The sequence below is a fragment of the Paracoccus aestuarii genome (assembly GCF_028553885.1).
Lineage (GTDB): Bacteria > Pseudomonadota > Alphaproteobacteria > Rhodobacterales > Rhodobacteraceae > Paracoccus > Paracoccus aestuarii.
Genome location: NZ_CP067169.1, coordinates 2,043,022 through 2,068,875, shown reverse-complemented (window position 1 = coordinate 2,068,875; position 25,854 = coordinate 2,043,022). Strand labels below are relative to the sequence as shown.

At 68.7% G+C, this 25,854-nt stretch carries 21 protein-coding genes and 1 pseudogene; 15 read left to right on the top strand and 7 right to left on the bottom strand.

From position 1 onward, the window contains the following. Window positions 1-9: 9 nt before the first annotated feature. Window positions 10-1,092, top strand: a complete 1,083-nt coding sequence (locus JHW48_RS10510; RefSeq protein WP_119887299.1) for an ABC transporter ATP-binding protein — start codon at window positions 10-12, stop codon at window positions 1,090-1,092. Here the strand turns inward: JHW48_RS10510 and JHW48_RS10505 are convergent. The 5 genes from JHW48_RS10505 to JHW48_RS10485 all read right to left on the bottom strand — a co-directional run bounded on the left by JHW48_RS10505 (window position 1,089) and on the right by JHW48_RS10485 (window position 5,733). Continuing rightward, window positions 1,089-2,420 carry a cytochrome P450 gene (locus JHW48_RS10505; RefSeq protein ID WP_419182383.1) on the bottom strand — a complete coding sequence of 444 codons (1,332 nt, stop codon included), beginning with the start codon at window positions 2,418-2,420 and terminating at the stop codon, window positions 1,089-1,091. The two genes, JHW48_RS10510 and JHW48_RS10505, sit on opposite strands and share 4 nt — an antisense overlap. Beyond that, entirely contained in the window at window positions 2,417-3,586 is a 1,170-nt protein-coding gene (locus JHW48_RS10500) for an alpha/beta hydrolase family protein (protein WP_119887293.1), read from the bottom strand. Before JHW48_RS10500 ends, JHW48_RS10505 begins: the two co-directional genes overlap by 4 nt. Before the next feature lie 63 nt (window positions 3,587-3,649). Continuing rightward, window positions 3,650-4,333 (bottom strand): M48 family metallopeptidase, encoded by a 684-nt coding sequence (locus tag JHW48_RS10495; protein ID WP_119887292.1) that lies wholly within the window; start codon window positions 4,331-4,333, stop codon window positions 3,650-3,652. A gap of 54 nt (window positions 4,334-4,387) precedes the next feature. Beyond that, the gene (locus JHW48_RS10490; RefSeq protein ID WP_119887291.1) at window positions 4,388-5,569 is read right to left on the bottom strand and encodes a vWA domain-containing protein; all 1,182 of its coding nucleotides are present in this window, start codon (window positions 5,567-5,569) and stop codon (window positions 4,388-4,390) included. After that, a complete protein-coding gene (locus JHW48_RS10485; RefSeq protein WP_170152341.1) occupies window positions 5,569-5,733 on the bottom strand; it encodes a hypothetical protein in 165 nt (54 codons plus the stop codon). Before JHW48_RS10485 ends, JHW48_RS10490 begins: the two co-directional genes overlap by 1 nt. A gap of 117 nt (window positions 5,734-5,850) precedes the next feature. Here JHW48_RS10485 and JHW48_RS10480 point away from each other — a divergent pair, with 117 nt between their 5' ends. Beyond that, the gene (locus JHW48_RS10480) at window positions 5,851-7,464 is read left to right on the top strand and encodes a GMC family oxidoreductase (RefSeq protein ID WP_272835595.1); all 1,614 of its coding nucleotides are present in this window, start codon (window positions 5,851-5,853) and stop codon (window positions 7,462-7,464) included. On the opposite strand, the gene JHW48_RS10475 is transcribed toward JHW48_RS10480, so the two are convergent. Beyond that, window positions 7,461-8,765: a GH1 family beta-glucosidase gene (locus JHW48_RS10475; protein ID WP_119885402.1), complete on the bottom strand. Its 1,305-nt coding sequence runs from the start codon at window positions 8,763-8,765 to the stop codon at window positions 7,461-7,463. The two genes, JHW48_RS10480 and JHW48_RS10475, sit on opposite strands and share 4 nt — an antisense overlap. 59 nt (window positions 8,766-8,824) lie before the next feature. Continuing rightward, window positions 8,825-10,033 carry a GTP-binding protein gene (locus JHW48_RS10470; RefSeq protein WP_119885403.1) on the bottom strand — a complete coding sequence of 403 codons (1,209 nt, stop codon included), beginning with the start codon at window positions 10,031-10,033 and terminating at the stop codon, window positions 8,825-8,827. 98 nt (window positions 10,034-10,131) lie between these two features. On the opposite strand from JHW48_RS10470, the gene JHW48_RS10465 reads away from it, so the two are divergent. The 13 genes and pseudogenes from JHW48_RS10465 (at window position 10,132) to JHW48_RS10410 (ending at window position 25,853) form a co-directional block, all read left to right on the top strand. After that, window positions 10,132-11,985, top strand: a complete 1,854-nt coding sequence (locus JHW48_RS10465; RefSeq protein WP_119885404.1) for an ABC-F family ATP-binding cassette domain-containing protein — start codon at window positions 10,132-10,134, stop codon at window positions 11,983-11,985. Between the two features lie 108 nt (window positions 11,986-12,093). Beyond that, window positions 12,094-12,843, top strand: coding sequence for a MipA/OmpV family protein (locus tag JHW48_RS10460; protein ID WP_119885405.1), 750 nt, complete (start codon window positions 12,094-12,096; stop codon window positions 12,841-12,843). A gap of 137 nt (window positions 12,844-12,980) precedes the next feature. Next, window positions 12,981-14,144 (top strand): ABC transporter substrate-binding protein, encoded by a 1,164-nt coding sequence (locus tag JHW48_RS10455; RefSeq protein WP_119885406.1) that lies wholly within the window; start codon window positions 12,981-12,983, stop codon window positions 14,142-14,144. 4 nt (window positions 14,145-14,148) lie between these two features. Beyond that, window positions 14,149-15,066 (top strand): branched-chain amino acid ABC transporter permease, encoded by a 918-nt coding sequence (locus tag JHW48_RS10450; RefSeq protein ID WP_119885407.1) that lies wholly within the window; start codon window positions 14,149-14,151, stop codon window positions 15,064-15,066. Continuing rightward, on the top strand, window positions 15,063-16,007 hold the full coding sequence (locus JHW48_RS10445; RefSeq protein ID WP_119885408.1) for a branched-chain amino acid ABC transporter permease: 945 nt from the start codon (window positions 15,063-15,065) through the stop codon (window positions 16,005-16,007). The genes JHW48_RS10450 and JHW48_RS10445 overlap by 4 nt, the downstream gene beginning before the upstream one ends. A gap of 65 nt (window positions 16,008-16,072) precedes the next feature. Continuing rightward, window positions 16,073-16,516, top strand: a pseudogene (locus JHW48_RS18680) (ATP-binding cassette domain-containing protein); the annotation flags it as partial. Window positions 16,517-16,567: 51 nt separating this feature from the next. Then, the gene (locus tag JHW48_RS18675; protein WP_419182417.1) at window positions 16,568-16,744 is read left to right on the top strand and encodes an ABC transporter ATP-binding protein C-terminal domain-containing protein; all 177 of its coding nucleotides are present in this window, start codon (window positions 16,568-16,570) and stop codon (window positions 16,742-16,744) included. Next, a complete protein-coding gene (locus JHW48_RS10435) occupies window positions 16,744-17,430 on the top strand; it encodes an ABC transporter ATP-binding protein (protein ID WP_119885410.1) in 687 nt (228 codons plus the stop codon). Before JHW48_RS18675 ends, JHW48_RS10435 begins: the two co-directional genes overlap by 1 nt. Window positions 17,431-18,002: 572 nt before the next feature. After that, complete coding sequence (locus JHW48_RS10430; protein WP_119885412.1) at window positions 18,003-20,243, top strand: M10 family metallopeptidase C-terminal domain-containing protein; 2,241 nt, start codon at window positions 18,003-18,005, stop codon at window positions 20,241-20,243. A 76-nt stretch (window positions 20,244-20,319) separates the two neighbouring features. After that, window positions 20,320-21,534: a YeeE/YedE family protein gene (locus JHW48_RS10425; RefSeq protein ID WP_119885413.1), complete on the top strand. Its 1,215-nt coding sequence runs from the start codon at window positions 20,320-20,322 to the stop codon at window positions 21,532-21,534. Then, window positions 21,531-22,715, top strand: a complete 1,185-nt coding sequence (locus JHW48_RS10420) for an FAD-binding domain-containing protein (protein WP_119885414.1) — start codon at window positions 21,531-21,533, stop codon at window positions 22,713-22,715. The genes JHW48_RS10425 and JHW48_RS10420 overlap by 4 nt, the downstream gene beginning before the upstream one ends. 127 nt (window positions 22,716-22,842) lie before the next feature. Next, window positions 22,843-23,298 (top strand): putative pterin-binding protein, encoded by a 456-nt coding sequence (locus JHW48_RS10415; RefSeq protein ID WP_119885415.1) that lies wholly within the window; start codon window positions 22,843-22,845, stop codon window positions 23,296-23,298. Then, the gene (locus JHW48_RS10410; protein WP_119885416.1) at window positions 23,295-25,853 is read left to right on the top strand and encodes a hybrid sensor histidine kinase/response regulator; all 2,559 of its coding nucleotides are present in this window, start codon (window positions 23,295-23,297) and stop codon (window positions 25,851-25,853) included. The genes JHW48_RS10415 and JHW48_RS10410 overlap by 4 nt, the downstream gene beginning before the upstream one ends. Window position 25,854: the final 1 nt, after the last annotated feature.

Genomic DNA, 25,854 nt, shown 5'->3' with positions numbered 1-25,854 from the left:
GACAAACCGATGATCCAGTGCGAAGGCGTGCACAAGCATTACGGCGATTACCACGCGCTGCGCGGCATCGACCTGACCATCCGTGCGGGCGAGTTCTTTTCCCTGCTGGGCCCGTCGGGCTGCGGCAAGACCACGCTTCTGCGCACCATCGCGGGCTTCGAGGATATCAGCGAGGGCGCGATCCTGATCGGCGGCAAGCGCATGGAGGAGGTGCCCGCGAACAAGCGGCCCACCAACATGGTCTTCCAGTCCTATGCGATCTTTCCGCATCTGACGGTTGCCGAAAACGTGGCCTTCGGGCTGCGCCGCGACCCGCGCTCCAAGGCCGAAAAGGCCGCCGCGGTCGAGGAGGCGCTGGCGATGGTCGGGCTCAAGGGATACGGTGCCCGGTCGGCCCATGCCCTGTCGGGCGGCCAGCGGCAGCGTGTGGCGCTGGCCCGCGCGCTGATCCTGAAGCCCAAGGTGCTGCTGCTGGACGAGCCCCTGTCGGCGCTGGACCGCAAGATGCGCGAGCAGATGCAGGTCGAGCTGATCAAGCTGCAGCGCCAGGTGGGCATCACCTTCGTTCTGGTCACCCATGACCAGGAGGAGGCCTTGGTCATGTCCGACCGCATCGCCGTCATGTTCGAGGGCCAGATCGCCCAGCTGGACGGCCCCGAGGCGCTCTATGCCCGGCCCGCCACGCGGCGGGTCGCGGATTTCATCGGGGTGATGAACTTTCTGCCCGCGCGGGTCCTGTCGGATATCGGCGGCACCGTCACGGTCGAGGTCGCGGGCCTGGGCCAGGTCGAGCTGCCCCCGTCCCAGATCAGCCGCGCCGATCCCGATGACACGGGCGAGATGATCGGCTTTCGCCCCGAGACCATGACCCTGATGGCCCCCGGCGCGCCGCTGAGCCAGGCGCGCGAGACCCAGGCCGTCATCGACGAGGTCGTCTATTACGGCGACATGACCTATTACGACCTGCGGCTGGACGGGGTGGACCGGCCGGTGCGCATCTCGATGCGCAACGTCTTCGGCCGCGACGTGCAGGAGGTCGGGACCCGCACCCGTCTGGCCTGGTCGCCCGGATCGCTGGTCCTGTTCCGCTAGCGCGGGGTCAGGGTCAGCCGGATCCCGTCGCGCGCCCGGATGGTCAGCCGCGCCACCGGCATGGGGCGGTCGGCCGTCACCTCCATCCGCCAGCGCCCGGTGATCGCGGCCAGCATCACCACGCCTTCGACCATGGCCAGCCCCGCGCCCGGACAGGCGCGTGGCCCCGCCGAAAAGGGCAGATAGGCGCGCCGCGCGCTGGCCTTGCCGGCCTCGGTCTGCCAGCGGCCCGGATCGAAGACGTCGGGCCGGTCCCAGAGCCGCCGATGCCGGTGCAGATGCCATGGCGACACGGTCAGCTGCGCCCCGCGCGGCACGTCGCGGTCGCGGAACCGTTCCGGCCCCGCGGCCTCGCGCGCGAACATCGCCACCGCCGGATAGAGGCGCAGCGCCTCGCGAAAGACCGCGCGCGTGGCGGTCATCCCCGACAGGCAGGCGAAATCGGGGGTCAGGCCCACGGATTCCTCGGCCACGCGGTCCTGCCATTCGGGGTGATCGGCCAGAAGCCACAGCGCCCAGGCCAGGACCGATGCGCTGGTCTCGTGCCCAGCCAGGAACAGGACGGCCACCTGGTCCACCATCTCGGCCGGGGTGAAGCAGCGGCCCGTCACCGGGTCGGGGGTGGTCATGATCTTGGTGGCCAGGTCCTGCGGCGCGCGGCCAGCGGCGATCTGGGCGCGCCGATCCTCGACCAGCGCGGCGATCAGGCCGCGGATGCGCGCCGCCGTGGTCCGGGTGCGGCGCGAATGGGGCCGGGGCAGCCAGCGCGGCCACGGCAGCACCGCGGCCAGGTTGACCAAGGGCTGGGCCTCCTGATGCTGGCGGAAGGCGGCGAAGACCTCGGCCGCGATGCCCTGATCCACGGGGATCGAGAAGAGGCTGCGAAAGATCACATCCGCCGCCGCATGGGCGGCATGGGGTTCGACATCGACCGGGCCGGGGGCCAGCCGCCCGGCGGCGGCCTCGGCGGCCTGCAGGATCGCCGGATAGGAATGGCGCAGCCGCCCGCCTTCGAAGGCCGGGTCGATGATGCGCCGCTGGCGGGCCCAATCCTCGCCCTCCGAGATGAAGACACCGTTGCCCAGCAGCGGCGCCAGCCCCTCGCGCATCCGCGCGGATTTCGGAAAATCTTGGGGCCGTTCCTGAAGAATGACCCGCAACAGATTGGGATCGTTGCAGAAAAAGCTGTGGATCAGGGGCGATTTGAATTCCGCCATCCAAGCATCATAGAGACGCTCGGTCAGGGCCGAGAGCAGGTCGCGCCGAAAGCCGCGCATCAGCGACCGGACGGTGCCGCGCCCTTGGGCGCCTTGGGGGCGGGGGGTCACCGGGCGCCCGCGGGGGTGGTGATGCGGCCCGGCGAAGGGCGCCTGCCCGCGAACCGGTCGGCCAGCGTCCGAGGCCCGGCGGTGATCGCGAAATAGTCGTAATCCCCCGGCCGGTCGAAGGCGCAAAGGTATTGGAAATGCAGCCGGAACCAGCGGTTCTTCAGCGCCGCCTGCCGTTCCGGCGACAGGGTCTGCGTATAGGCGGCCGAGATCACCAGCGGCCAGCGCTGATCCGTCCCACCCGCCCCGCTGACCGCGACCGGATCGCAGAGCGCGAAGCAGCAGGCATCCCCCGGCGCGGTCAGGTCCAGCCAGAACAGATCGGCCCGCCCCAGAAAGGCCAGATCATCGCGCAGCCGCCCGGCATCCGGCAGGAAGGACGCCATCGGCACCACATGGCCCAAGGTCAGCAGCGACAGCCGCGGATCGGCCCCGCCCGCGCGCAGGTGATCGGCCAGCAGCGACACCGCCAGATAGGCGCCCGAGGAATGGCCGACGACCAGGACCTCGTCCGGGTCTTCCTCCAGGATCGCCTGCAGGCGGGCGCGGAAGGCGGTCAGGCGATCCTCCAGCGCGGGGGGATAGGCGCCGCGATGCTGCGCGGTGAAGGCGTAATCATGCATCAGGTAATAGGCGAAGAGCCGCCCGTCCAGCCGCCGCCCCAGGACCAGCACCCCCCAGATGACCGCCAGCGCCACGGGCAGGCCCAGCCAGCCGCCGCCCAAACCCGCGACAGCCCATGCCGCCAGCGCCCCCGCCAGCAGCGCCAGCGCCAGCTGCGCCAGCAGCACCGCGATGGGATAAAGCGCCGCGATCACCGGTCCGCGCCGCAGGCGCATCAGCCGCGCCAGCGTGCCCGTCGCGATATAGGTCCAGGCGGTGCGGACCAGCTGGCCGAAGGTGCCGATGATGCCCTGCCGCATCGAGGCCTGCACGATGTCGGACCACAGCGCGACCTCGATCACGCTGCGGGTGTCCTGCCCCTCGACGAGGCCATGCACGGCCCAGGCAAAGCCCTGCGCCTCGGCCTTGGTGATGCGCAGGCGGTGGCCCGAGATGCGGGCCTGATCGGCGGCCTCGCGGCGATAGAGCTCGCGATAGCGGCGCGGCGGGATCGGGTCGAAGCCCGGCAGATAGAGGACGTGGCGGCGGAATGGAGGGTTCATGGGGGCCCTTGGCTGTCCGCCGCCAGAATAGGCGGAAATCCCGCCCGGGCAAGGGCTTGCCGGTCAGCCGCGCCAGCGCAGCTCGTGCGATTCGATGGCGGCGATGCGCTTTTCGGTCGGCGGGTGCGACAGGAACCAGGCGGGCGCCCCCGCGCCCATCCGCCCCGACAGGGCGTCCAGCTTGCGAAACAGTGATTTCTGCGGCTCGGTGCCCAGGCCCGCCTTGATCATCAGCGCGGTGGCGAAACGGTCGGCCTCGAATTCGTCCTGGCGCGAGAGGCGGGCGGCGACGGCGGTGGCGATGGCATTGGCGATCAGCGCGCCGAAACCGGGGATGAAGCGCGACAGCACCCCGGCCAGCGCCATGCGGATCGCGTTCTGGCCCGCGAAATCGACCATGCGCCGGCGCGAATGGCCCAATGACACATGGCCCAGCTCATGCGCGATGACGCTGGCCAGCTCCTCAGGGGTGACCTCGCAGGCATCCAGCTTGCGGATAAAGCCGCGGGTCAGGAAGATCCGCCCGTCGGGGGCGGCCAGGCCGTTGATCGGCTCGACCTCATAGATATGGGCCTTGATCGGGGGCAGGTCCATCGCGCGGCCCAACCGCTCCAGCATCGGGGTCAGGCGGGGGTGGCGCAGGGGGGTGGATTTCTCGTTCAGCTCCTGCTTGAGGCGCCATGCGGAGAAAAACCACATCGCGGCAAGATAGAGGCCCAACAGGATCAGCGGCAGGAACTTGGTCATGGCCCCAATATGGGCCCCGCGCCCCGTCCGTGCCAGAGCCAGTTTGCCGCGCCGTCAGCCCAGGGTCCGCATGGCGCGGGTCAGCCCGTCCAAGGTCAGGGGCATCATCCGGTCCGGAAAGATCTGCCGCACCATGCCGATGGATTGGGTGTATCCCCAATGCGCCTCGGGGACGGGGTTCAGCCAAACATGATCGGGCCAGGTCTCGGCCAGGCGGGTCAGCCAGACGCGGCCCGCCTCCTCGTTCCAATGTTCGTTCGCCCCGCCCGGCACCGCGATTTCATAGGGCGACATCGAGGCGTCGCCCACCACAATGCATTTATAGTCGCGGCCATAGCGGCGCAGCACGTCCCAGGTCGGGGTCTGTTCCGTCCAGCGGCGGCGGTTGTCGGTCCACAGGCCTTCGTAGAGGCAGTTGTGGAAATAGAAATGCTGCATGTGCTTGAATTCGGCGCGCGCTGCGCTGAACAGCTCGTCCACGACGCGGATATGGTCGTCCATACTGCCGCCCACATCCAGAAACAGCAGGACCTTGACCGCGTTGCGCCGTTCCGGCCGGGTCTGCACGTCGATATAGCCGTGATCGGCGGTCGCGCGGATCGTGCCGGGCAGGTCCAGCTCGTCCGCCGCGCCGTGGCGGGCCCATTGGCGCAGGCGTTTCAGCGCGACCTTGATGTTGCGGGTGCCCAGTTCCGCGCGGTCGTCGAAATCGCGGAACTCGCGCCTGTCCCAGACCTTGACGGCGCGGCGGTGGCGGCTGGCGTCCTGGCCGATCCGCACGCCCTCGGGGTTGTAGCCATAGGCGCCGAAGGGCGAGGTGCCCGCGGTGCCGATCCATTTGTTGCCGCCCTGATGGCGGCCCTGCTGTTCGGCCAGCCGCTGGCGCAGACGTTCCATCAGCGCCTCGAAGCTGCCCGTGCCTTGGACCCGGGCCTTGTCCTCGTCGCTGAGAATGCGCTCGGCCAGCTTTTCCAGCCAGTCGCGGGGCAGGGTGCGTTCGTTGATCAAGGCCTCCAGCGGGATCCGGTCGACCCCGGCGAAGGTCTCCGCGAAGGCGCGGTCGAAGCGGTCGATATGGCGTTCGTCCTTGACCAGGATCAGCCGCGCCAGGGCGTGGAATCCCTCGACCGTCAGCCCGTCCAGGCCGCGTCCCATCCCCTCCATCAGGTCCAGCCATTCGCGCAGGGATACCGGAACCCCGTGCCTGCGCAGGCTGTCCAGGAAGGGCAGGAACATCACGCCATCCGATGCACGAAGATGGTGGCGAAGACCCCGATCATCGCGAAGCCCAGGGCGAAGGCCACCGCATATTGCACCCGGTCGGCCCGATTGCCGCCCAGCTTGGCGGCGCGGCGCCAGCCCAGGGCGGCTCCGATGATGATGGCGGCGATGACGATCATGGGTGTCTCCGTTAGGGGCGGGTTCCGGCATAGCCTCTGCGGCCGTCACCCGCAACCGCGACGGCTTGTCCCTGTCCCGCCATGCCCCTAGCGTGATGGTCGGAGCCGGGGGGGATCATGCAGGATTTCGGGGATTACGACTACATCATCGTGGGGGCGGGGTCGGGGGGCTGCGTTCTGGCCAACCGGCTGTCGGCGGACCCGCGCAACCGGGTGCTGCTGCTGGAGGCGGGGGGCCATGACAACCGGTTCTGGGTGCATGTGCCGGTGGGATACCTTTATGCGATGGGCAATCCGGATCTGGACTGGTGCTATCGCACCGAACCCGAACCGGGGCTGAACGGGCGGCGGCTGAACTATCCGCGCGGGCGGGTGCTGGGCGGGTGTTCGTCGATCAACGGGATGATCTACATGCGCGGTCAGGCGGGCGATTACGACCGCTGGCGGCAGATGGGCAATCCCGGCTGGTCCTGGTCCGACGTGCTGCCGCATTTCCGCGCCACCGAACGGCATTACGAGCCCGCCTGCGACATCCACGGCGATCAGGGCGAGCTGCGGGTGGAACAGCAGCGGCTGCGCTGGCCGATCCTGGACGCCGTGGCCGAGGCCGCGCAGGAGCTGGGCCTACCCGCCAACCCGGATTTCAACCGCGGCGACAATGAGGGCGTGGGCTATTTCCCCGTCACGCAGCGCAAGGGCATCCGCTGGAATGCGAGGAAGGCCTTCCTGAACCCCGCGAAAGGCCGCCCCAACCTGCGGATCGAGACCGATGCCCAGGTCCTGCGCCTGGAGATGGAGGGCCGCCGCGTCACCGGCGTCCTGTTCGAGCAGCACGGCATCCGCCGCCGCGCCCGCGCGCGGGGCGAGGTGATCCTGGCCGCCGGTGCGATCAACTCCCCCGCGCTTCTGGAGCTGTCGGGCATCGGTCAGCCCGAGCGTCTGGCGGCCTTGGGCATCGCCCCCGCCCATGCCCTGGCCGGCGTGGGCGAGAACCTGCAGGACCATCTGCAGCTGCGCACCGTGTTCCGCATCACGGGGGCGCGGACGCTGAACGACCGTGCGCGCAGCCTGTGGGGCAAGGCCGGGATCGCGCTGGAATATGCGCTGCGCCGGACGGGGCCCATGGCGATGGCGCCCAGCCAGCTGGGGATCTTCGCGAAATCCTCCGACGCCTTCGAGACGGCGAATATAGAATATCACGTCCAGCCCCTCTCCCTGGGCGCGTTCGGCGACCCGCTGGACGATTTCTCGGGGCTGACGGTCTCGGTCTGCAACCTGCGGCCGGAAAGCGTGGGCTCGGTGCATATCACCGCGCCCGATCCGCGCGCGGCCCCCGCCATCGCGCCGCGATACCTGACGACCGAGGGCGACCGGCAGGTGGCCATCGACAGCCTGCGCCATGCGCGCCGCCTGATGGCGACCGCCCGCATGGCCGCATTCGCCCCCGAGGAGCACAAGCCCGGCGCGCATCTGCAGAGCGATGCCGATCTGGCGCGGGCGGCGGGCGATGTGGGCACGACGATCTTTCACCCGGTGGGCACCACGCGGATGGGCGCGGACCCGATGGCCGTGGTCGATGCGCGGCTGCGGGTGCATGGGCTGTCCGGGCTGCGGATCGCGGATGCGGGGGTCATGCCCGCCATCGTGTCGGGCAACACCCATGCCCCGGTCACCATGATCGGCCACAAGGCCGCCGCGATGATCCTGGAGGATGCCCGCGCCCCCGCCTAGCTCAGCATCGCGCGAAAGGCGTGCCAGCTGGCCTTGGGCGTGCGGGTCATCGTGTCGTAATCCACATGGACCAGCCCGAAGCGCGGCCCGTATCCCCAGCCCCATTCGTAATTGTCCAGAAGCGACCAGTAGAAGAAGCCCCGCACATCGACCCCCTGGTCGATCGCGGCCGTGGTCGCGCGCAGGTGGTCGGCGATGAACTGCACCCGGCGGGCATCGTCGGTGATGTCCGCGCCTGCCTCCAGCGCCATGCCGTTTTCGGTCACATACAGGGGCAGGTCGCCGGTATGGTCGCGCTTCAGCCGGGTCAGGAACTCGGTCAGGCCCTCGGGGCGGATCTCCCAATCCATCTGCGTCTTGGGCAAGGGGCCGGGGGCTTCGCTGGCGCTCGGCCAAAGGCCGTCACTGCCGGTATAAAGACGCCGCGTATAGTAGTTCACCCCCAGCCAGTCCAGGGGCTGCGCGATCAGCGCCATGTCCTCCTGCCAGCCGTCGGGCAGGTGCGGGCCGATGCCCTCCAGCGCGGCATCGGGATAGCCCTGGCCCATCAGCGCGCGGATGAACCACTGGTTGTAGATCGCGTCCTGGGTCGCGGCCGCGCGGGCGGCCTCGGGGGTGTCATCGGCGGGGTGGCTGGTCTCGAAGTTCAGCACGATGCCGAGGTTCGTCGCGCCATCCGCCCGCAACGCCTGCATCGCGGTGCCATGGGCCAGCAGGACATGGTGCATGGCGCGGCTGGCGGCGCGGATGTCACGCAGGCCGGGGGCGTGGGCCCCGATGAAATGCGACAGCCAGGCGATGCACCAAGGCTCGTTCAGGCTTGCGGCCGAGGCCAGGCGATCGCCGATGCGGGCGTTGACCGCCAGGCACAGATCCGCAAAGCGCTGCGCCACGTCGCGGTTCTGCCAGCCACCCTGCGCCGACAGCGCGGCGGGCAGGTCCCAGTGGTGATAGGTCAGAAAGGGCTGCAGGCCGCGTTCCAGCATCCCGTCCACCAGCCTGTCGTAGAAATCCAGCCCTTCGGGGTTCACGGTCACCCCATCCGGCATCACCCGCGCCCAGGAGGTCGAGAAGCGATAGGCCCCGAAGCCCGCATCCCGCACCAGGTCCAGGTCCTGCGGCCAGCGCGTCAGGTGATCGCAGGCGCGGCTGCTGTCGCTGTCATCCATGATGTTGCCCGGGGTCGCGGCGAACGTGTCCCAATGGGACAGGCCCGCCCCCGCCGTGCCCTCGATCTGATAGGCCGATGTGGCGGCGCCGAAGGTGAAGCCGGGCGGGAAATCCGAACGCGGGGGCAGCATGGCAAGTCCTTTTTCCGTTTGCGCCACCATGACAGGCCCGCCCCCGCGCGCAAGGGGGGTCAGGCGGCCTCGGCGCGGCTCCAGCGGGGGAAGGGGTCGGGCAGGCGCTGCCAGCCTGCGGGGTCGGCGCCGTGCTCCTCGCCCAGCAGGCAGGCGTCCAGGCGGGCGCGGATGCGGTCCTCGTCCATGCCGGTGCCGATGAAGACCAGCTCCTGCCGGCGGTCGCCGAAGGGCTCGGCCCAATGCGCGTCCAGATAGGCGCGCCCCTCGGGATGGGTGGGCCAGCGGTCGCGCGGCACGGATGCCCACCACTGCCCCAAGGGCCGGACCGAGGACAAAGCGCCCGCCAGCGAGAACTCGGCCACCCAATCGGGGCGCGTGGCGATCCAGAAATGGCCCTTGGCGCGGATGACGCCGGGCAGGGGGGCGTTCAGGACCTCGTGGATCTTGCGCGGCTCGAAGGGCAGGCGGGCGCGATAGACGAAGCTGGTGACGCCGTATTCCTCGGTCTCGGGGGTGTGGTCGGCGAAACCGTAGAGCTCGCGCGCCCACATCGGATGCTGATGGGCGCGGTCGAAATCGAACAGCCTGGTATCCAGGATGTCGCGCGGCGCCACGCGGCCGTGATCGGTGCGGATGATGCGGGCATCGGCGTTCAGCGCGCGGATGATCTTTTGCGCGGCATCGACGCGGTCGGGGCCGGCATCGGTGCATTTGTTCAGCACGACGACATCCGCGAATTCGATCTGGTCGGTCAGCAGGTCCACCAGCGTGCGGTTGTCGGCATCGCCCATCACCTCGCCCCGGTCGGCCAGGAAATCATGGCTGGAATAATCGCCCAGCAGGTTCACCGCATCCACGACCGTCACCATCGTGTCCAGCCGTGCCACATCGGACAGGCTGACCCCGGCTTCGTCGGTGAATTCGAAGGTCGTGGCGACGGGCAGCGGCTCGCTGATGCCGGTCGATTCGATCAGCAGATAGTCGAAGCGCCCCGCCTCGGCCAGCTTGCGGACCTCGGCCAGCAGGTCCTCGCGCAGCGTGCAGCAGATGCAGCCGTTCGACATCTCGACCAGGGTCTCGTCGGTGCGCGACATGCCGCCCTCGGCCCGGACCAGGTCGGCGTCGATGTTCACCTCGGACATGTCGTTGACGATGACGGCGACGCGCAACCCCTCGCGGTTGTTCAGCACCGTGTTCAGCAGCGTCGTCTTGCCCGCGCCCAGAAAGCCGGAGAGCACGGTGACGGGAAGGCGGGGATCGGTCATGGAAAGCTCCTTGCGATGGCGGGTGTATGTAACAGTATAACATAACTGCACGCAACCACCCATTGACGCCCCGCCGCCGATGGGCCATGCCGCGCCCCATGCTGCGCATCGATGACATCAGTTACTCCATCCAGGGCCGCCCCTTGTTCGCAGGGGCCAGCGCCTCTATCCCCGAAGGCCACAAGGTGGGTCTGGTCGGTCCCAACGGGGCGGGCAAGACGACGCTGTTCCGGCTGATCAAGGGGGAATCCCAGCTGGACGGGGGCTCGATCAGCCTGCCGTCGCGCGCCCGCATCGGCGGCGTCGCGCAGGAATCCGCGGCGACTGATCGTTCGGTCCTGGACACGGTGCTGGATGCCGATCGCGAGCGCACCGCCCTGATGGCGGAATCCGCGACCGCCACCGATCCCAACCGCATCGCCGAGATCCAGACCCGCCTGACCGATATCGACGCCTGGTCAGCCGAGGCGCGCGCCGCCACCATTCTGGACGGGCTGGGCTTTTCGACCGCCGATCAGGCCCGGCCCACGGGCGACTTCTCGGGCGGCTGGCGGATGCGGGTGGCGCTGGCGGGGGTGCTGTTCGCACAGCCCGACCTGCTGCTCTTGGACGAACCGACCAACTATCTGGACCTGGAGGGCGCGCTGTGGCTGGAGGGTTATCTGGCCCGCTATACCCACACCGTCATCATCATCAGCCATGACCGGGGCCTGTTGAACCGCGCCGTCGGCCATATCCTGCATCTCGAGGACAAGAAGCTGACGCTCTATACCGGCGGCTATGACAGCTTCACCCGCATCCGCGCCGAGAAACGCGCGCTGCAGGCCGCCGAGGCCAAGAAGCAGGCCGACCGCCGCGCGCATCTGCAAAGCTTCGTCGACCGCTTCGGCGCCAAGGCCTCCAAGGCGCGCCAAGCCCAGGCCCGCGTCAAGATGCTGGCCAAGATGGAGCCGATCACCGCCCCCGAGGAGGCCAAGTTCCACCGCTTCACCTTTCCCCAGCCCGAGGAGCTGTCCCCGCCCATCGTCTCGCTGGAGGGGGTGGCGGTCGGCTATGGCGATCGCGCGGTGCTGCGCAAGCTGACGCTGCGGATCGACCAGGACGACCGCATCGCCCTGCTGGGTCGGAACGGCCAGGGGAAATCGACCCTGTCCAAGCTGCTGGCCGAACGGCTGACCACGATGGAGGGCAAGATCACGCGATCCTCCAAGCTGCGCGTCGGCTATTTCGCCCAGCATCAGGTGGACGAGCTGCATCTGGACGAGACGCCGCTGGATCACATCCGCAGCCTGCGCCCGAACGAGGGGCAGGCCAAACAGCGCGCCCGCCTGGCCGGGTTCGGCCTGATGGAGGCCCAGGCCGAGACGCCCGTGCGCCAGCTGTCGGGCGGCCAGAAGGCGCGGCTGTCGCTGCTGATCGCCACGATCGACGCGCCGCATCTGCTGGTGCTGGACGAACCGACCAACCACCTGGACATCGAATCCCGCGAGGCGCTGTCCGAGGCATTGAACGACTATACCGGCGCGGTGGTGCTGGTCAGCCATGACATGCACCTGCTGGGGCTGGTCGCGGACCGGCTGTGGCTGGTCCAGGGGGGTGCCGTCGCGCCCTATGAGGGCGATCTGGACGATTACCGAAAGTTCCTGCTGTCGGGCGACGCGCCGGCGGAAAAGCCCGTCGAACCCGCCAAGCCCGCGGCGCCCAAGCGCGCCTCGCGCGATGCGGTTCTGGCCCTGCGTGCCGAGGCCCGCAAATCCGAGGAACGCGTCCAGAAACTGACCGAGATGATGGGCAAGCTGGACGTCAAGCTGGCCGATCCCGCGCTCTACAACGATCCCTATGAGGCCGAGAAATGGGGCAAGAAACGCGCCGAGGCCGTGCGCGCCCTGGCCTTCGCCGAGGAATTGTGGATGGCCGCGCTGGAAAAGCTGGACGCGGCGGAAAAGGTCTGACGGGGCTGTGACGAAAATGCCCATCCTGTCGGGCATTTGACATAACCGGTTGTGAGCCGCCTTTCGCGCGCACTATATGGGGGAAAGCACCCCCTTCGGAATCGTGCGATGAAGACTGTCCTGGCCCTTGTGGCGACCCTTGCCCTGCCGGGCCTTGCCGTGGCGCAGGATTTCGGCGCGCCCGCGCGATCGCTGGCCTTCGACCTGGGGCTGGGGGCGGAACTGGGCCCGTCCTATCCGGGATCGGGCACGGACCGGGTGACCCCCTGGATCATCATCGGCGGCACCGGGTCCGGCACGGCCGGGATGGGCAATGTGGACCAGCAGGGCCTGGGCATCTCGCCGTCCGTCGGCACCAAGGGCAAGCGCGATTTCACCGACGGGGACGAGCTGATCGGCCTCGACGGCATCGACGGCGCGGTCGAACTGGGGCTGCGTCTCAGCTATGGGTTGGGGCCGGTGACGGGCTATGGCTCGGTCCGCCGCGGTTTCGGCGGGCATGAGGGCGTGACCGGCAATTTCGGCGCGAAATACCGCATCAATGTCAGCGACCGCGTGACGCTCTGGACCGTGGCCGAGGCCGTCTATGGCAATGCCGAATTCAACGACACCTATTTCGGCGTGACCGCCCCCGAAAGCCGCGCCAGCGGCCTGCCGCCCTATGAGGCGGGTTCGGGCATCAACGAGGCCGCCCTGACGCTGCAGGCGCGCTATGCCCTGTCCGAGAACGTGTCCCTGCTGGGCGAGGTCCGCTATGGCCGCCTGGTGGGCGATGCCGCCGATTCGCCGGTCGTCCAGGACGAGACGCAATCCTCGGTCCGGCTGGGCGTCACGCGCCGCTTCTCCTTCGGGTTCTGAGGCACGGGCCCGCGGGCGATATTTCAAGCCTGAAATAATTTCTTGACAGGTCGGGTGCGGATGATCTGTTCTGGTGCCAAGGCATCAGAACCGGGGCCCGATGAACGCGGCCCCTGCCAACAGGGAAAGATCGCACCATGTCCAGGACCCGTTCGCTGATCGCGGCCTTCGCCGCTTCGACCTGCCTGTCGGCCCCCGCGCTGGCGCAGGATGACACGCTGACCATCGGCGTCCTGCTGACCCTGTCCGGCCCCGGCGCCGTGCTGGGCGAGATGGCGCGCGACGGCTTTCTGCTGGCCGCCGAGGAGATCGGCGAGATGGGCGGCATGCCGACCCGCATCCTGATCGTGGATGACGAGCAAAAGCCCGACGTCGCCGCCAACAAGGCCCGCGAGATGGTCGAGCGCAACGGCGCCGATATCGTGGTCGGGCCGATCTTCTCGAACGTGGCGGGGGCGATCGTCCAGCCGGTGACGCAGGGCGGCGCCATCCTGATCAGCCCCAATGCCGGGCCGTCGAACCTGGCGGGGGCGGAATGCAACCCGGCCTTTTTCGCCACATCTTATCAGAACGACCAGATGCACGAGGTGATGGGCGCCCATGCCCAGGCCCAGGGGTTCCAGAACGTCTTTCTGCTGGCCCCGAACTATCAGGCGGGCCAGGACGCGCTGGCCGGGTTCCGCCACAGCTATCAGGGCAATGTCGCGGGCGAGATCTTCACCCAGATGGGGCAGCTGGACTATTCCGCCGAGCTGGCTCAGATCGCCGCGATGCAGCCCGATGCGGTTTTTGCCTTCATGCCGGGGGGCATGGGCGTGAACCTGGTGCGCCAATATCGCCAGGCGGGGCTGGAGGGCATCCCCTTCCTGTCGGCCTTCACCGTGGACGAATCGACCCTGCCCGCGCAGGCCGAGGCGGCGGTGGGCTTCTTCGGCGGCTCGAACTGGGCGCCGGACCTGGACACGCCGGAAAACGCCGCCTTCGTCGCCGCCTATGAGGAGCGCTTCGGCCATGTGCCCGGCGTCTATGCCATGCAGGGCTATGACGCGGCGCGCCTGATAGACGGTGCGCTGCGCCAGGCGGGCGGCACCGATCGCGACGCGATGATCGCGGCGCTGCGCGATGCGCCCTTCACCTCGGTCCGCGGCGATTTCAGCTTTGGTCCCAACCATTTCCCGATCCAGGATTTCTACCTGACCCAGGTGGTCCAGCGCGAGGACGGCCGCTTCGCCACCTCGATCGTCGAGAAGATCTTTGACGATTATCAGGACAATTACGCCGCCAACTGCCAGATGAACTGAGCCGATGACCAGCCTGTTCCTGCTGCAGCTGCTGAACGGGGTGCAGCTGGGGGTCCTTTTGTTCCTGATCGCCGCCGGGCTGACCCTGGTCTTCGGGATCATGGATTTCGTCAACCTGGCCCATGGCGTGATCTACATGGTCGGCGCCTATCTGGTGGTGATGTTCGCGGGACTGACCGGCAGTTACGGGCTGGCGCTGGCGCTGACGCTGCCCGCGACGCTGGCCATCGGGCTGGTGCTGGAGGCGCTGATCTTTCGCCGCCTCTATGACCGCCCGCATCTGGATCAGGTGCTGGCGACCTTCGGGCTGGTCATGGTGGTGACGGAGCTGGTCAAGATCATCTGGGGCCAGTCGCCGCTGTCGGTCCTGCCGCCCGATGCGCTCTCGGGTTCGGTGCCGCTGGTTGGTGCGCTGCGCTATCCGGTGTTCCGGCTGGTGGTGATCGCGGCGGGGCTGGCGGTGGCGGTGGGGCTGTGGCTGGTCATCACGCGCACCCGCATCGGCATGCAGCTGCGGGCGGGGGCCAGCAACCGCGCGATGGTGGGCGCGCTTGGCGTCGATATCGGGCGGCTCTTCACGGTGATCTTCGCCTTTGGTGCGATGCTGGCGGGGTTCGCGGGGGCGATGGTGGCACCCATCCTGTCGGTCGATCCGGGCATGGGGGAAAGCGTGCTGATCCTGGCCTTCGTGGTGATCGTCATCGGCGGCATCGGATCGGTCAAGGGCGCCTTTGCGGGCGCGCTGCTGGTGGGCATCGTGGACACGCTCGGCCGCAGCTTTGGGCCCATCATCCTGCGCGCGGTGATGGAGCCGTCCGCCGCCGCCCAGACCGGGCGCGTGCTGGCGCCGATGCTGGTCTATGTGCTGATGGCCGCGATCCTGGCCGCCCGGCCGCAGGGCCTCTTCGGAGCGCGCCCATGACCCGCTGGCTGATGCGCCGCCGGGTCGCGGCATGGCTGATCTTTGGCGGTTTCGCGGCCCTGCCGCTGATCGCGGCGATGACGGGGGACCCCTATCTGGTGGTGGTGGCGACGCGGATCCTGGCCTTCGCCATGGCCGCCTTGGCGCTGGACCTGATTCTGGGCTATGGCGGCATGGTCAGCTTTGGCCACGCGGCCTATCTGGGCATCGGCGCCTATGCGGTAGCGATCCTGTCGCGCGCGGGCATCACCGATCTGGGCGCGCATCTGGGCGCGGCGGTGGTCGCGGGGGCGCTGTTCGCGCTGGTGACGGGCGCGATCAGCCTGCGCACGCGGGGCATCTATTTCATCATGATCACGCTGGCCTTCGCGCAGATGGCCTATTTCTTCTTCGTCTCGCTGTCGGCCTATGGCGGCGATGACGGGGTGACGCTGGCCGCGCGGTCCACGGTGCTGGGGCAGGACTGGCTGCACGACGACCGGGTGCTTTATTACGCGGCGCTGGCGATGCTGGTGGGGCTCTATCTGCTCTGCGTGGCGATCACCGGCTCGCGCTTCGGGCGGGTGCTGACGGGGGCGCGGGAAAACCCGCTGCGGATGCAGGCGGTGGGGTTCACGCCGTTTCGGTTCCAGCTGACGGCCTTCGTCATCTCGGGTGCGATCACGGCCATCGCGGGGGTGATCCTGGCCAATCAGGCCAGCTTCGTCTCGCCCTCCTACATGAACTGGCACCGCTCGGGCGAGCTGGTGGTGATGGTCGTCCTGGGCGGCATCGGCAATCTGCTGGGCGCCATCGCCGGGGCGACGCTGGCGCTGCTGCTGGAGGAATGGCTGGCGCTCTTTACCGATCACTGGCGGCTGATCTTCGGGGCGCTGTTGATCCTCGTGGTGCTCTATTCCCGCGACGGGCTGACGGGGCTGTTCAAGGGACGTGGCAAATGAGCCTTCTTTCCGTGCGCGGCTTGCGCAAGGCCTATGGCGCGCTGAAGGTCACCGACGATCTGGACCTGGAGGTCCGCGCGGGAGAGCTGCATGCCGTCATCGGCCCGAACGGGGCGGGGAAATCGACGCTGATCGCGCAGCTGTCGGGGCAGGTGGCGCCGGATGCGGGCTCGATCCGCTTCGACGGGGCCGAGATGACCGGCACCGCCATGCCCGCCCGCGTGCGCGCCGGCATGTCGCGCAGCTTTCAGATCACCTCGATCCTGCCCGGCTTCACCGTGCGCGAGAATGTGGCGACGGCGGTGCAGGCGCGCGTGGGCAGCAGCTTTCGCTTTCTGGCCCCCGTGGCGCATGATGCCGACCTGAACGCCCAGGCCGACGAGGCCTTGGCCCGCGTCGGCCTGTCCCATCGCGCTGCCCTGCGCGCGGGCAGCCTGTCGCATGGCGAGAAACGCGCGCTGGAGCTGGCCATCGCCTTGGCCACCAGGCCGCGCCTGCTGCTGCTGGACGAACCGCTGGCCGGGACCAGCGGCGCCGAGGCCGAGCGTCTGGTCCGCGTGATGGAGAGCCTGAAGCGCCAGGTCACGCTGGTCTTGATCGAGCATGACATGGATGCGGTCTTTGCCTTGGCCGACCGGGTCAGCGTGCTGGTCTATGGCCGGATCATCGCGACCGGCACGCCCGATCAGATCCGCGCCGATCCGGCGGTGCGCGCCGCCTATCTGGGGGATGCGTGATGCTGGTCGTCGAAGGGTTGCAGGCCGGATATGGCGAGGCGCAGGTCCTCCATGACGTCACCCTGTCGGTCGAGGCGGGGCAGGTCGTCACCCTGCTGGGGCGCAACGGCATGGGCAAGACGACGACCATCGCCACGATCTTTGGCCTGCTGGCCGCGCGGGGCGGGCGTGTCAGCGTCGGTGGGCGCGACCTGACGCGGGCCGCGCCGCATCGGATCGCGCGGGCGGGGCTGGGCCTGGTCCCCGAGGGGCGGCAGGTCTTTCCCACCCTGGACGTGCGCGAGAACCTGCTGGCCACCGCGCGGCCGGGGCCGTGGACATTGGCCCGCGTCCTGGACCTGTTCCCGCGCTTGGGCGAACGCATGGGCCATCGCGGCAGCCAGCTGTCGGGCGGCGAACAGCAGATGCTGGCCATCGGCCGGGCGCTGATGACCAATCCCCGCCTGGTCGTCCTGGACGAGGCGACCGAGGGTCTGGCCCCCCTGATCCGGGACGAAATCTGGGCCTGCCTGACTCGCCTGAAATCCCAAGGCGAGGCCATCCTGATCGTCGACAAGAACCTGCAGGCCCTGATGCGCTTCGCCGACCGGCATGTGGTGATCGAGAAGGGGCGCACCATGTGGCAGGGAAGCAATGCCGAGCTGCTAGAAAATCCCTCAAAAGCCGAGCATTTCCTGGCCGTTTAACCTTAAGGGATGCTTTACCGGTTATCACCCTCCTCGTACCTTCAACGGTAGGGTAGCCGATCGCTGGCGGCCCCGTCCCATGATTTGGGCCGTGATGGCCCACAAGCGCCGAGGCCGGCATGTTCGCCCCGCTCAGATCCTTGTTTGCCGTCGTTTGGACGGCCTCTCTTGGTATGTCTTGCGCCGCCCCAGTGGGCGCCGAGGGACCCGATTGCGTATACCAAATTGCTAGTGAACGTGAAATCGCAGCTGATTTGTGCCGCGCGCTACGTGATTTGGGCTCGGGAGCCGACCTCCGGTTCGTCCTGCTGGCGGCGGGCCGGTCCCGGCTGGCCGCGCGGCTGGACGGACCCGGCGGACCGGGGCCGCGCATCGAGCTGTCGATCTGTGACCGGAGCCTGACGCCAGCCGACGATCAGGAATTTGCACGCAGCTTGATGCGTCATGGGCTGGTCCGATGAAACGCAACTCGCCGGTCAATCAACTGATCCCCGCACGTGAAGCCTGTGGGGGGGCATCGTCTGGCTTCCCATCGGCTCGATCGCAAGCCCGCCTGACGAGGAGACGACCCGATGTGCACGATCTGCACCGCCATGCGCCCCTTCGATCCCAAATGCGCCCTGACCGGGCTTGAGGGCACGGAAATCGACACGCTGCGTGCTACTATCCGTGACAATGCCGGTACTTCGCCCGGCATCTGGACGACACATCGCATGGCGCCGGGCGACGTGTTTCATGGCAACCTGAATGGCAGCCTTGACCAGGACTGGGTCGGCATCCGCCTAGAGGCCGGCCGCAGCTACGAGATCCAGCTGACCGGCCAGACGCTGGCCGACCCGCTGCTGCGCCTATACGACAGCAACGGGCGCTGGCTGGCCACAGATGATGATGGCGGGCCGGGGCTAAACAGCCGCCTGGTCTTCACCCCCGGCCAGAGCGGCCTCTATTTCCTGGAGGCCGACGGGTTCGGCGGTTCGGCCGGCAGCTATGAACTGTCGGCGCGGATCATCCAGCCGACCGCGCCCCTGCGCCCCGCCTCAATGGAGGTGATGGCCGATTTCCTGGTCAACGGCTACTGGTCGACCCAGGGCCAGGGCGCGCGCGCCTTCGACACGCGCTTCGACAATGTCATCACGGTCAACATCTCGGAGCTGAGCGGGCGGGCCAACATCATGGCCCGCGCCGCGATGGAGGCCTGGGCATCCGTCGCGGACATCCGCTTTCGCGAGACGGGCAGCAATGCCGATATCCGCTTTACCGAAGGCATGAACGGGGCCTGGGCCAGCTCGACCATGTTCGGCAGCCGGCTTGTCTCCTCGACCATCAACGTAAGCGCTTCATGGCTGGACCGAGAGGGCAGCCAAATCGGCACCTATGGCTTTCAGACCTACCTGCATGAGATCGGCCATGCCTTGGGACTGGGTCATATGGGCGCCTATAATGGATCGGGGACCTTCGCCTCCAGTGCGCGGTTCGTCAATGATAGCTGGCAGGCCTCGGTCATGTCCTATTTCTCTCAGGCTGGGAATCCTAATGTACAGGCCTCCTTCGCGATGGCGGGGACGTTGATGCCGGCTGATATCATGGCGATCCAGAGGCTTTACGGGGCGGCGGGCAACCGGTCACTAACGGCGGGGGACACAATCTATGGGCTGGGCCATAACTTGGGCGGCAGCTGGTTGGGCCGGATCTTCGACGCGCAGAGCGGCTTGGACCGGCCGGGCATCAAGGATGCGCGTGCCATTGCGTTGACAATTTGGGATTCAGGCGGGCGGGACACGATCAATCTGTCCCATGACTCGGCGGCGCAGCGCGTGGACCTGCGCATGGGCACCAGTTCTGACGTGTTCGGATTGCGCGGCAATTTGCAGATCGCGCCGGGCACAATGATCGAAAACTACTTTGCCGGGTCTGGCAATGATGTCGTTCGTGGCAACACGGCCAACAACTTGCTACGTGGCGGACCGGGGAATGATCTGATCCACGGGCTGGCGGGGAATGATACCATCCATGGCGGGGCGGGTCATGACCAGTTGTTCGGTGGTGCGGGCGATGATCGCCTGTTCGGCAATCAGGGCAATGACCGGCTATCGGACCCCTCGGGCAACAATTTCATGTCGGGGGGTCTTGGCAATGACACGCTGATCGCCGGTTCCGGCCGCGACACGCTGAATGGCGATGACGGCAATGACAGCATCATGGGCGGTGGCGGCGCTGACATGATCCACGGCGGCGCCGGCAATGACACGCTGATCGGTGGTCCGGGCAACGACTGGATCGACGGAGGTTCGGGCAATGACCGGATGATGGGTGGTCTTGGCCGCGATACGCTGCGGGGTGGCACGGGAGACGACACGATATTTGGAGGCGAGGGCAATGACGTGCTGTTCGGCGGCCATGGGCGTGACCGGCTGGAGGGCGGGGCGGGCAACGACATCCTGCGCGGCCAGCAGGGCAACGACCGGCTGATGGGCCAAGGCGGCAACGACACGCTGATCGGCGGTCTGGGATCGGACACGATGACCGGCGGGCTGGGGGCGGATGTGTTCCGTTTCCTGACCGCGGCGGACAGCACCATGGCCAATCCCGACCTGATCACCGATTTCCGCCCGGGCGAGGATCTGCTGGATTTCCGGGCGCTGAACCTGTCCTATGCCGGGACCGGGGCCCATACGGGGGCGCGGTCGCTGCGGTGGGACCATGACGGCGGCCAGACGCGGATCCTGGTCGATGTGAACGGCGATCAGCGGCCCGACATGATGGTGCGTCTGGCCGGCCGGCTGGATCTCGACGCGGACGATTTCATCTTCTAGGCCCGGATCGGACAGGCCCGGGCGAAACCGCATCGCCCGCCATGCGTTCGGCGGCAGAGCCGCGAAGGAGAGCGCCATGGCCCATGCAGAGATCACCCCCGCCACCGGCATCCCGCCCTTGGGATTTCCCGGCATGGGGGCGCTGGCCGCGCTGGTCCTGGGCGCGGTGGGCCTGGCCGTCGGCTTCGGGACGGCGCAGGCGGCGCTGTTCCTGATCGGCGGGGGCTTGGGCATCGCGCTCTATCATGCGGCCTTCGGCTTCACCTCGGCCTGGCGGGTCTTCATCGCGGATGGTCGGGGGCGGGGCCTTCGGGTTCAGATGCTGCTGCTGGCCATGGCGGTGGTGCTGTTCTTTCCCGCGCTGGCATCGGGAACGCTGTTTGGCAACGAGGTGCGCGGGCTGATCAGCCCGGCGGGCCTGGGCGTGATCGCAGGGGCCTTCATGTTCGGCATCGGAATGCAGCTGGGCGGCGGCTGCGCGTCGGGGACGCTGTTCACGGCGGGGGGCGGCAATGCACGGATGCTGGTCACGCTGGTCTTCTTCATCATCGGATCGGTCCTGGCGACGATCCATTTCCACTGGTGGGCGGCGCTGCCCGCATTCCAGCCGACCGCCCTGTGGCAGCCCTTCGGCGCATGGGGCGGCATCGCGGTGTCGCTGGCGATCTTCGCCGCGATCGCCCTGCTGACCGTCCGGGTCGAGCGTCGCCGCCACGGCGCGCTGGAGCGTCCGGCCGCGCCGCCCCGCCACGGCCTGGCGCGCTGGCTGCGGGGGCCTTGGCCGCTGGTCGCGGGGGCGGTGGCGCTGGTCGTGCTGAACTGGCTGACCTTGGCGATCGCGGGCCGGCCTTGGGGGATCACGGCGGCCTTTGCCCTGTGGGGGGCCAAGGCCGCGCAGGCCATCGGCATCGACCCCACGGCCTGGGAATACTGGCAGATGCCCGCCAATGCCCAGGCCCTGGCGGCGCCGGTGCTGGCCGACATCACCTCGGTCATGAATTTCGGCATCATCGCGGGGGCGATGCTGGCCGCGGCCTTGGCGGGGCGGTTCGCGCCCTCGCTGCGGATCCCGCTGCGGTCGGTGCTGGCCGCGGTGGTGGGGGGGCTGCTGCTGGGCTATGGGTCGCGCATCGCCTATGGCTGCAATATCGGGGCCTATTTCTCGGGGATCGCCTCGGGCAGCCTGCACGGCTATCTGTGGGTGGTCGCGGCCTTTGCGGGCAATGTCCTGGGCGTGCGCATGCGGCCGTGGTTCTTCATGGAAGGCCGCGCCAGCCGGGCCGACGGATGACGCCCCGTCCCACCCGCGCTGCGGGGCTGGATCATCTGGCCGCCTTCGCGCCGCGCATGGGGTCGGGTTACGCCCATCGCCGGGGCGACGATCTGGGGCCGGGCCGGCACCGCTTCGTGTCGACCCTGTCGCCATGGCTGCGCCGCCGCCTGGTGACCGAGCCGGAGGTCATCCGGACCGCCATCGACCATCACGGCCCCGACCGCGCCGCCAAGTTCATCCAGGAGGTCTTCTGGCGCGGCTATTTCAAGGGCTGGCTGGAACATCACCCGGACGTCTGGCACCAGTATCGCCAAGGGCTGGACCGCGACCTGCAGGACATGACGGGCGATGTGGCGGCGCGGGCCGGGGCGGTGATGCAGGGCCGCTGCGGCATCGGCTGCATGGATCACTGGGCCGATGAGCTGGTGCGGACCGGTTATCTGCACAACCACGCGCGGATGTGGTTCGCCTCGATCTGGATCTTCACGCTGCGCCTGCCATGGCGGGTGGGGGCGGATTTCTTCATGCGTCACCTGCTGGACGGGGATGCGGCCTCGAACACCCTGTCCTGGCGGTGGGTGGCAGGGCTGCACACGAATGGGCGGCCCTATCTGGCCGATCCGCGCGTGATCGCCCGCCATACCGAAGGGCGCTTCGGCGAGGGGCTGGACCTGGTGGCCGAGGCCGATCCGCTGCCGCAGGACATCGATTTCGCCGCCGCGCGCCGGCCGCTGCAGGCGGCACCGCCGGTTCCGCAGGATGGGCCCGCGATCCTGCTGATCGGCGATGACGATTGCGGACCGGCGATGGCGGGGCCGGATTTGCGCGGCTGCGCGCTGCTGCGGGCGGGGCAGGGGCGGTCGCCCGGGCCCGTCGCCGCCCCGGTCCTGGCCTTCGACGAGGGCGCGCTGGCGGATGCGGGGGCGCGGCTGGACCTGCCGCTTCACCACCCGCACGATGCCACCGCGCTGGCCGATTGGGCGGAAGCGCAGGGCGCGCGCATGATCGTCATGGCGCGGATGCCCGTCGGCCCCTGCCGCGACTGGCTGGAGGCCGCGCGCCCGGTGCTGGAGGAACGCGGCATCGCCCTGCATGACCAACTGCGCGATTGGGACCGGGCCGTCTGGCCCGAGGCGCGGGCCGGGTTCTTTCGCCTGGCCAAGCGCATCCCGGCGGTGCTGGACCAGCTCGACGGCTAAGATTTTAGAAAGCTTTCCCTGTCAGACTATCCTTTGGGATAGGGCCCTATACCGACGATCGCATCGCGGATCGGCCCTGTCATGGCATCAAGGGATCCGGTGATCGATATCCGGGAAAGGACCATCCATGAAATCCGCTCTGATCGCGCTGGCCATGGCGCTGCCCGTCACGGCATGGGCGCAGGACACCGTGCTGACCGTGACCGGTCCGCAGGGCAGCACCGAATACGACATGCCGGCGCTGGAGGCCTTGGGCCAGGCCAGCTTCACCACCAGCACCATCTGGACCGAGGGGCCGCATCTGTTCACCGGGGTTCCCTTGGCGACCCTGCTACGCGAGGCGGGGATCGAGGAGGGATTGGTCACCGCCACCGCCGTCAACGATTACGCGGTCGAGATCCCGGTCGAAGGCCTGACCGAGGATTATCCCCTGGTCGCCTATCGCATGGATGACCGGCAGATGTCGCTGCGCGACAAGGGGCCGCTCTGGGTCGTCTATCCTTATGATTCCGCGCCGGATCTGCAATCCGAGGTGATCTATTCCCGCAGCATCTGGCAGCTGGACCGGCTGGCCGCGGAATGATCGGACCGGCGGGCATCGAGGGGGGGCCGCCGCGCATGTCGCGGTTGATCAGCCTGCTGCCCGCGGGGCTGGCCGTCGCGGTGGTGGGCCTGGCCGCGCTGGTCTGGGTCCTGCAGATGGACGCCCGCCAGCAGATCGAGGAGATGGGCACCGCCGCGACCGACAGCACCCAATGGTTCCTGGCCCAGTCCGAGATCGAGGCCATGACCGTCCAGCGCGCCGCGCTGAACCTCAAGCGCGCCGAGCCGGATCAATGGGCCGAATGCGCGGCCGACCTGCGGCGGCGCTTCGACATCTTCTATTCGCGGATCCAGACGCTGCGGACGGGGCGCGTCTATCAGGGCCTGCGCGATTCCCCCGGGATGGATCAGGCGCTGGACGCGGTCGCGCAGGCGCTGGACGGCGCGCTGCCGGCGATCGACGGCGACGACGCGCGCCTGGTCGCGGCCCTGCCCGAGCTGGAGGCGCGGATCGACGCGCTGGTGCCCTTGGTCCGCCAGGTCTCGCTGGAGGGGGTGCGGCTCTTCGCGCAGAAATCCGAGGCGCGGCGCCAGAATGTGGGGCGCGCGCTGACCACGCTGTCGCTGCTGGTGGTGCCGCTCTTCATCGCGCTGCTGGGCGGGGTGCTGGTCCTCTTGGCGATGGTGCGGTCGGCGGGAATGCGCAACCATCACCTGGCCGAGGTGACCAGCCGCCTGCAATCGCTGTTCGAGGCCTCGATCGACGCGATCCTGGTGGCGCGGCCCGACGGGCGGATCGTGGGGTTCAACGCGGCCGCGCAGCGCATCTACGGCTATTCCCCGGCCGAGGCGATCGGCGGCGACATGGTCGACCTGCTGACGCCGCGCGCCCAGCATTGCACCGTGCGCACCCTGCTGGCCCAGGTGCGCGACGGCCAGCATCCCGCGCCCCGCTCCGGCCCCGAGATCATCCAGGCGACCGCACGGCACAAATCGGGGCGGATCATCCCGATCGAGCTGTCGATCTCGATCGCGCGGGGCAAGCAGGGACCGCTGATCGTGGCCTTCGTGCGCGACGTGTCGCGCCGCGCCGCCGACGAGGCCGAGCTGATCGAGGCCCGCGACCGCGCCGTGGCGGGCGAACGCGCCAAGGCGCGGATGATCGCCGTCATGAGCCACGAGATGCGCACCCCCCTGAACGGCGTCCTGGGCCTGCTGGACCTGCTGCGCCTGACGCCGCTGAACGACCGCCAGCAGGAATATCTGGGCGCGATGGAGCATTCGGGCCGGATGCTGCTGCGCCATGTGAACGACGTGCTGGACGCCTCGCGCGCGCGGGGCGGGCGGCTGGAACTGGCGCGCGAGCCGGTGGATCTGAGGGCGCTGATCTCGGGCGCGCTGGACGGGATGCAGGCCCAGGCCCGGGCGGCCGGCAATCGGCTGGTCGCCGAATGGATGGATGGCGACGACCGCGCCGTGATGGCCGATGCGGCGCGGCTGGAACAGATCATCGTCAACCTTGTCGGCAACGCCATCAAGTTCACCGAGAACGGCACCATTCGGGTCGAGCTGGACCGCAGTGCCGGGTCGGGCCAGGTCGAGATCCGGGTGATCGACACCGGCAGCGGCATTCCGGCGGGCGATATCGACCGGATCTTCGATGAGTTCGTGACGCTCGGATCGACCTTCGATCGGCGGGTGCAGGGCACCGGCCTGGGGCTGAGCATCGTGAAGGGGCTGGTCGATGCGATGGGCGGCCAGATCGACTTGGAAAGCGAGCCGGGGCAGGGCACCGCCTTTCGCGTCCTGCTGCCCCTGACCCCCGTCAAGGAGGCGCCGCGTGTCCCCGACCAGCCCATGGCCATCCCCGCCCCGACCCGCAGTCTGTCGGTCCTGCTGGTCGAGGATAATGCCATAAACCGCCTCGTCGCCAGGGAAATGATGGCGCGCCAGTCCTGCACCGTGACCGAGGCCGAGGACGGGATCCTGGGCGTCGAACGCGCCATGGCCACGCGTTACGACATCATCCTGATGGATATCAGCATGCCCCGCATGAACGGCATCGAGGCCGCGCGCCGCATCCGGGCCGAGGGTCCGAACCGCGACACGCCGATCATCGCGCTGACCGCCCATGCCATGCCCGAGGATCTGGAAAGCTTCCGCGCGGCCGGGATGGACCGGACCTTGGTCAAGCCGCTGAGCCGGGCGGATCTGGCGGCGCTGCTGGACGGGTTGCGCCCCGTGGCGCCCCCCCAGGACCAGTCCGCCGACCTGATCGCGGCCTTGGGTCCCGAAGGCGCGCGCGCGCTGCTGGACCGTATCCGGGCCGAGCTGACCGAGGGGATCGACCGGCTGGCATCGCCCGCGGGTCCGGCCGCCGACCGTGCCGCCTTGGCGCATCGCCTGGCCGGCAGCGCGGCGGTGGCGGGGCTGCGCGACATTCATCAGGCGCTGAACACGATCCAGCAGGCGCTGCTGGGCGGCCGCCCGATCGCCGCCGATCTGGACAGGTTGACGCAAATGCTGGGCATTTCCGGCCTCGGGCGGGGGCGGGACGGTGCTATTGCGGATGGGCAGTCCGGCGCCTCGCCCTGAT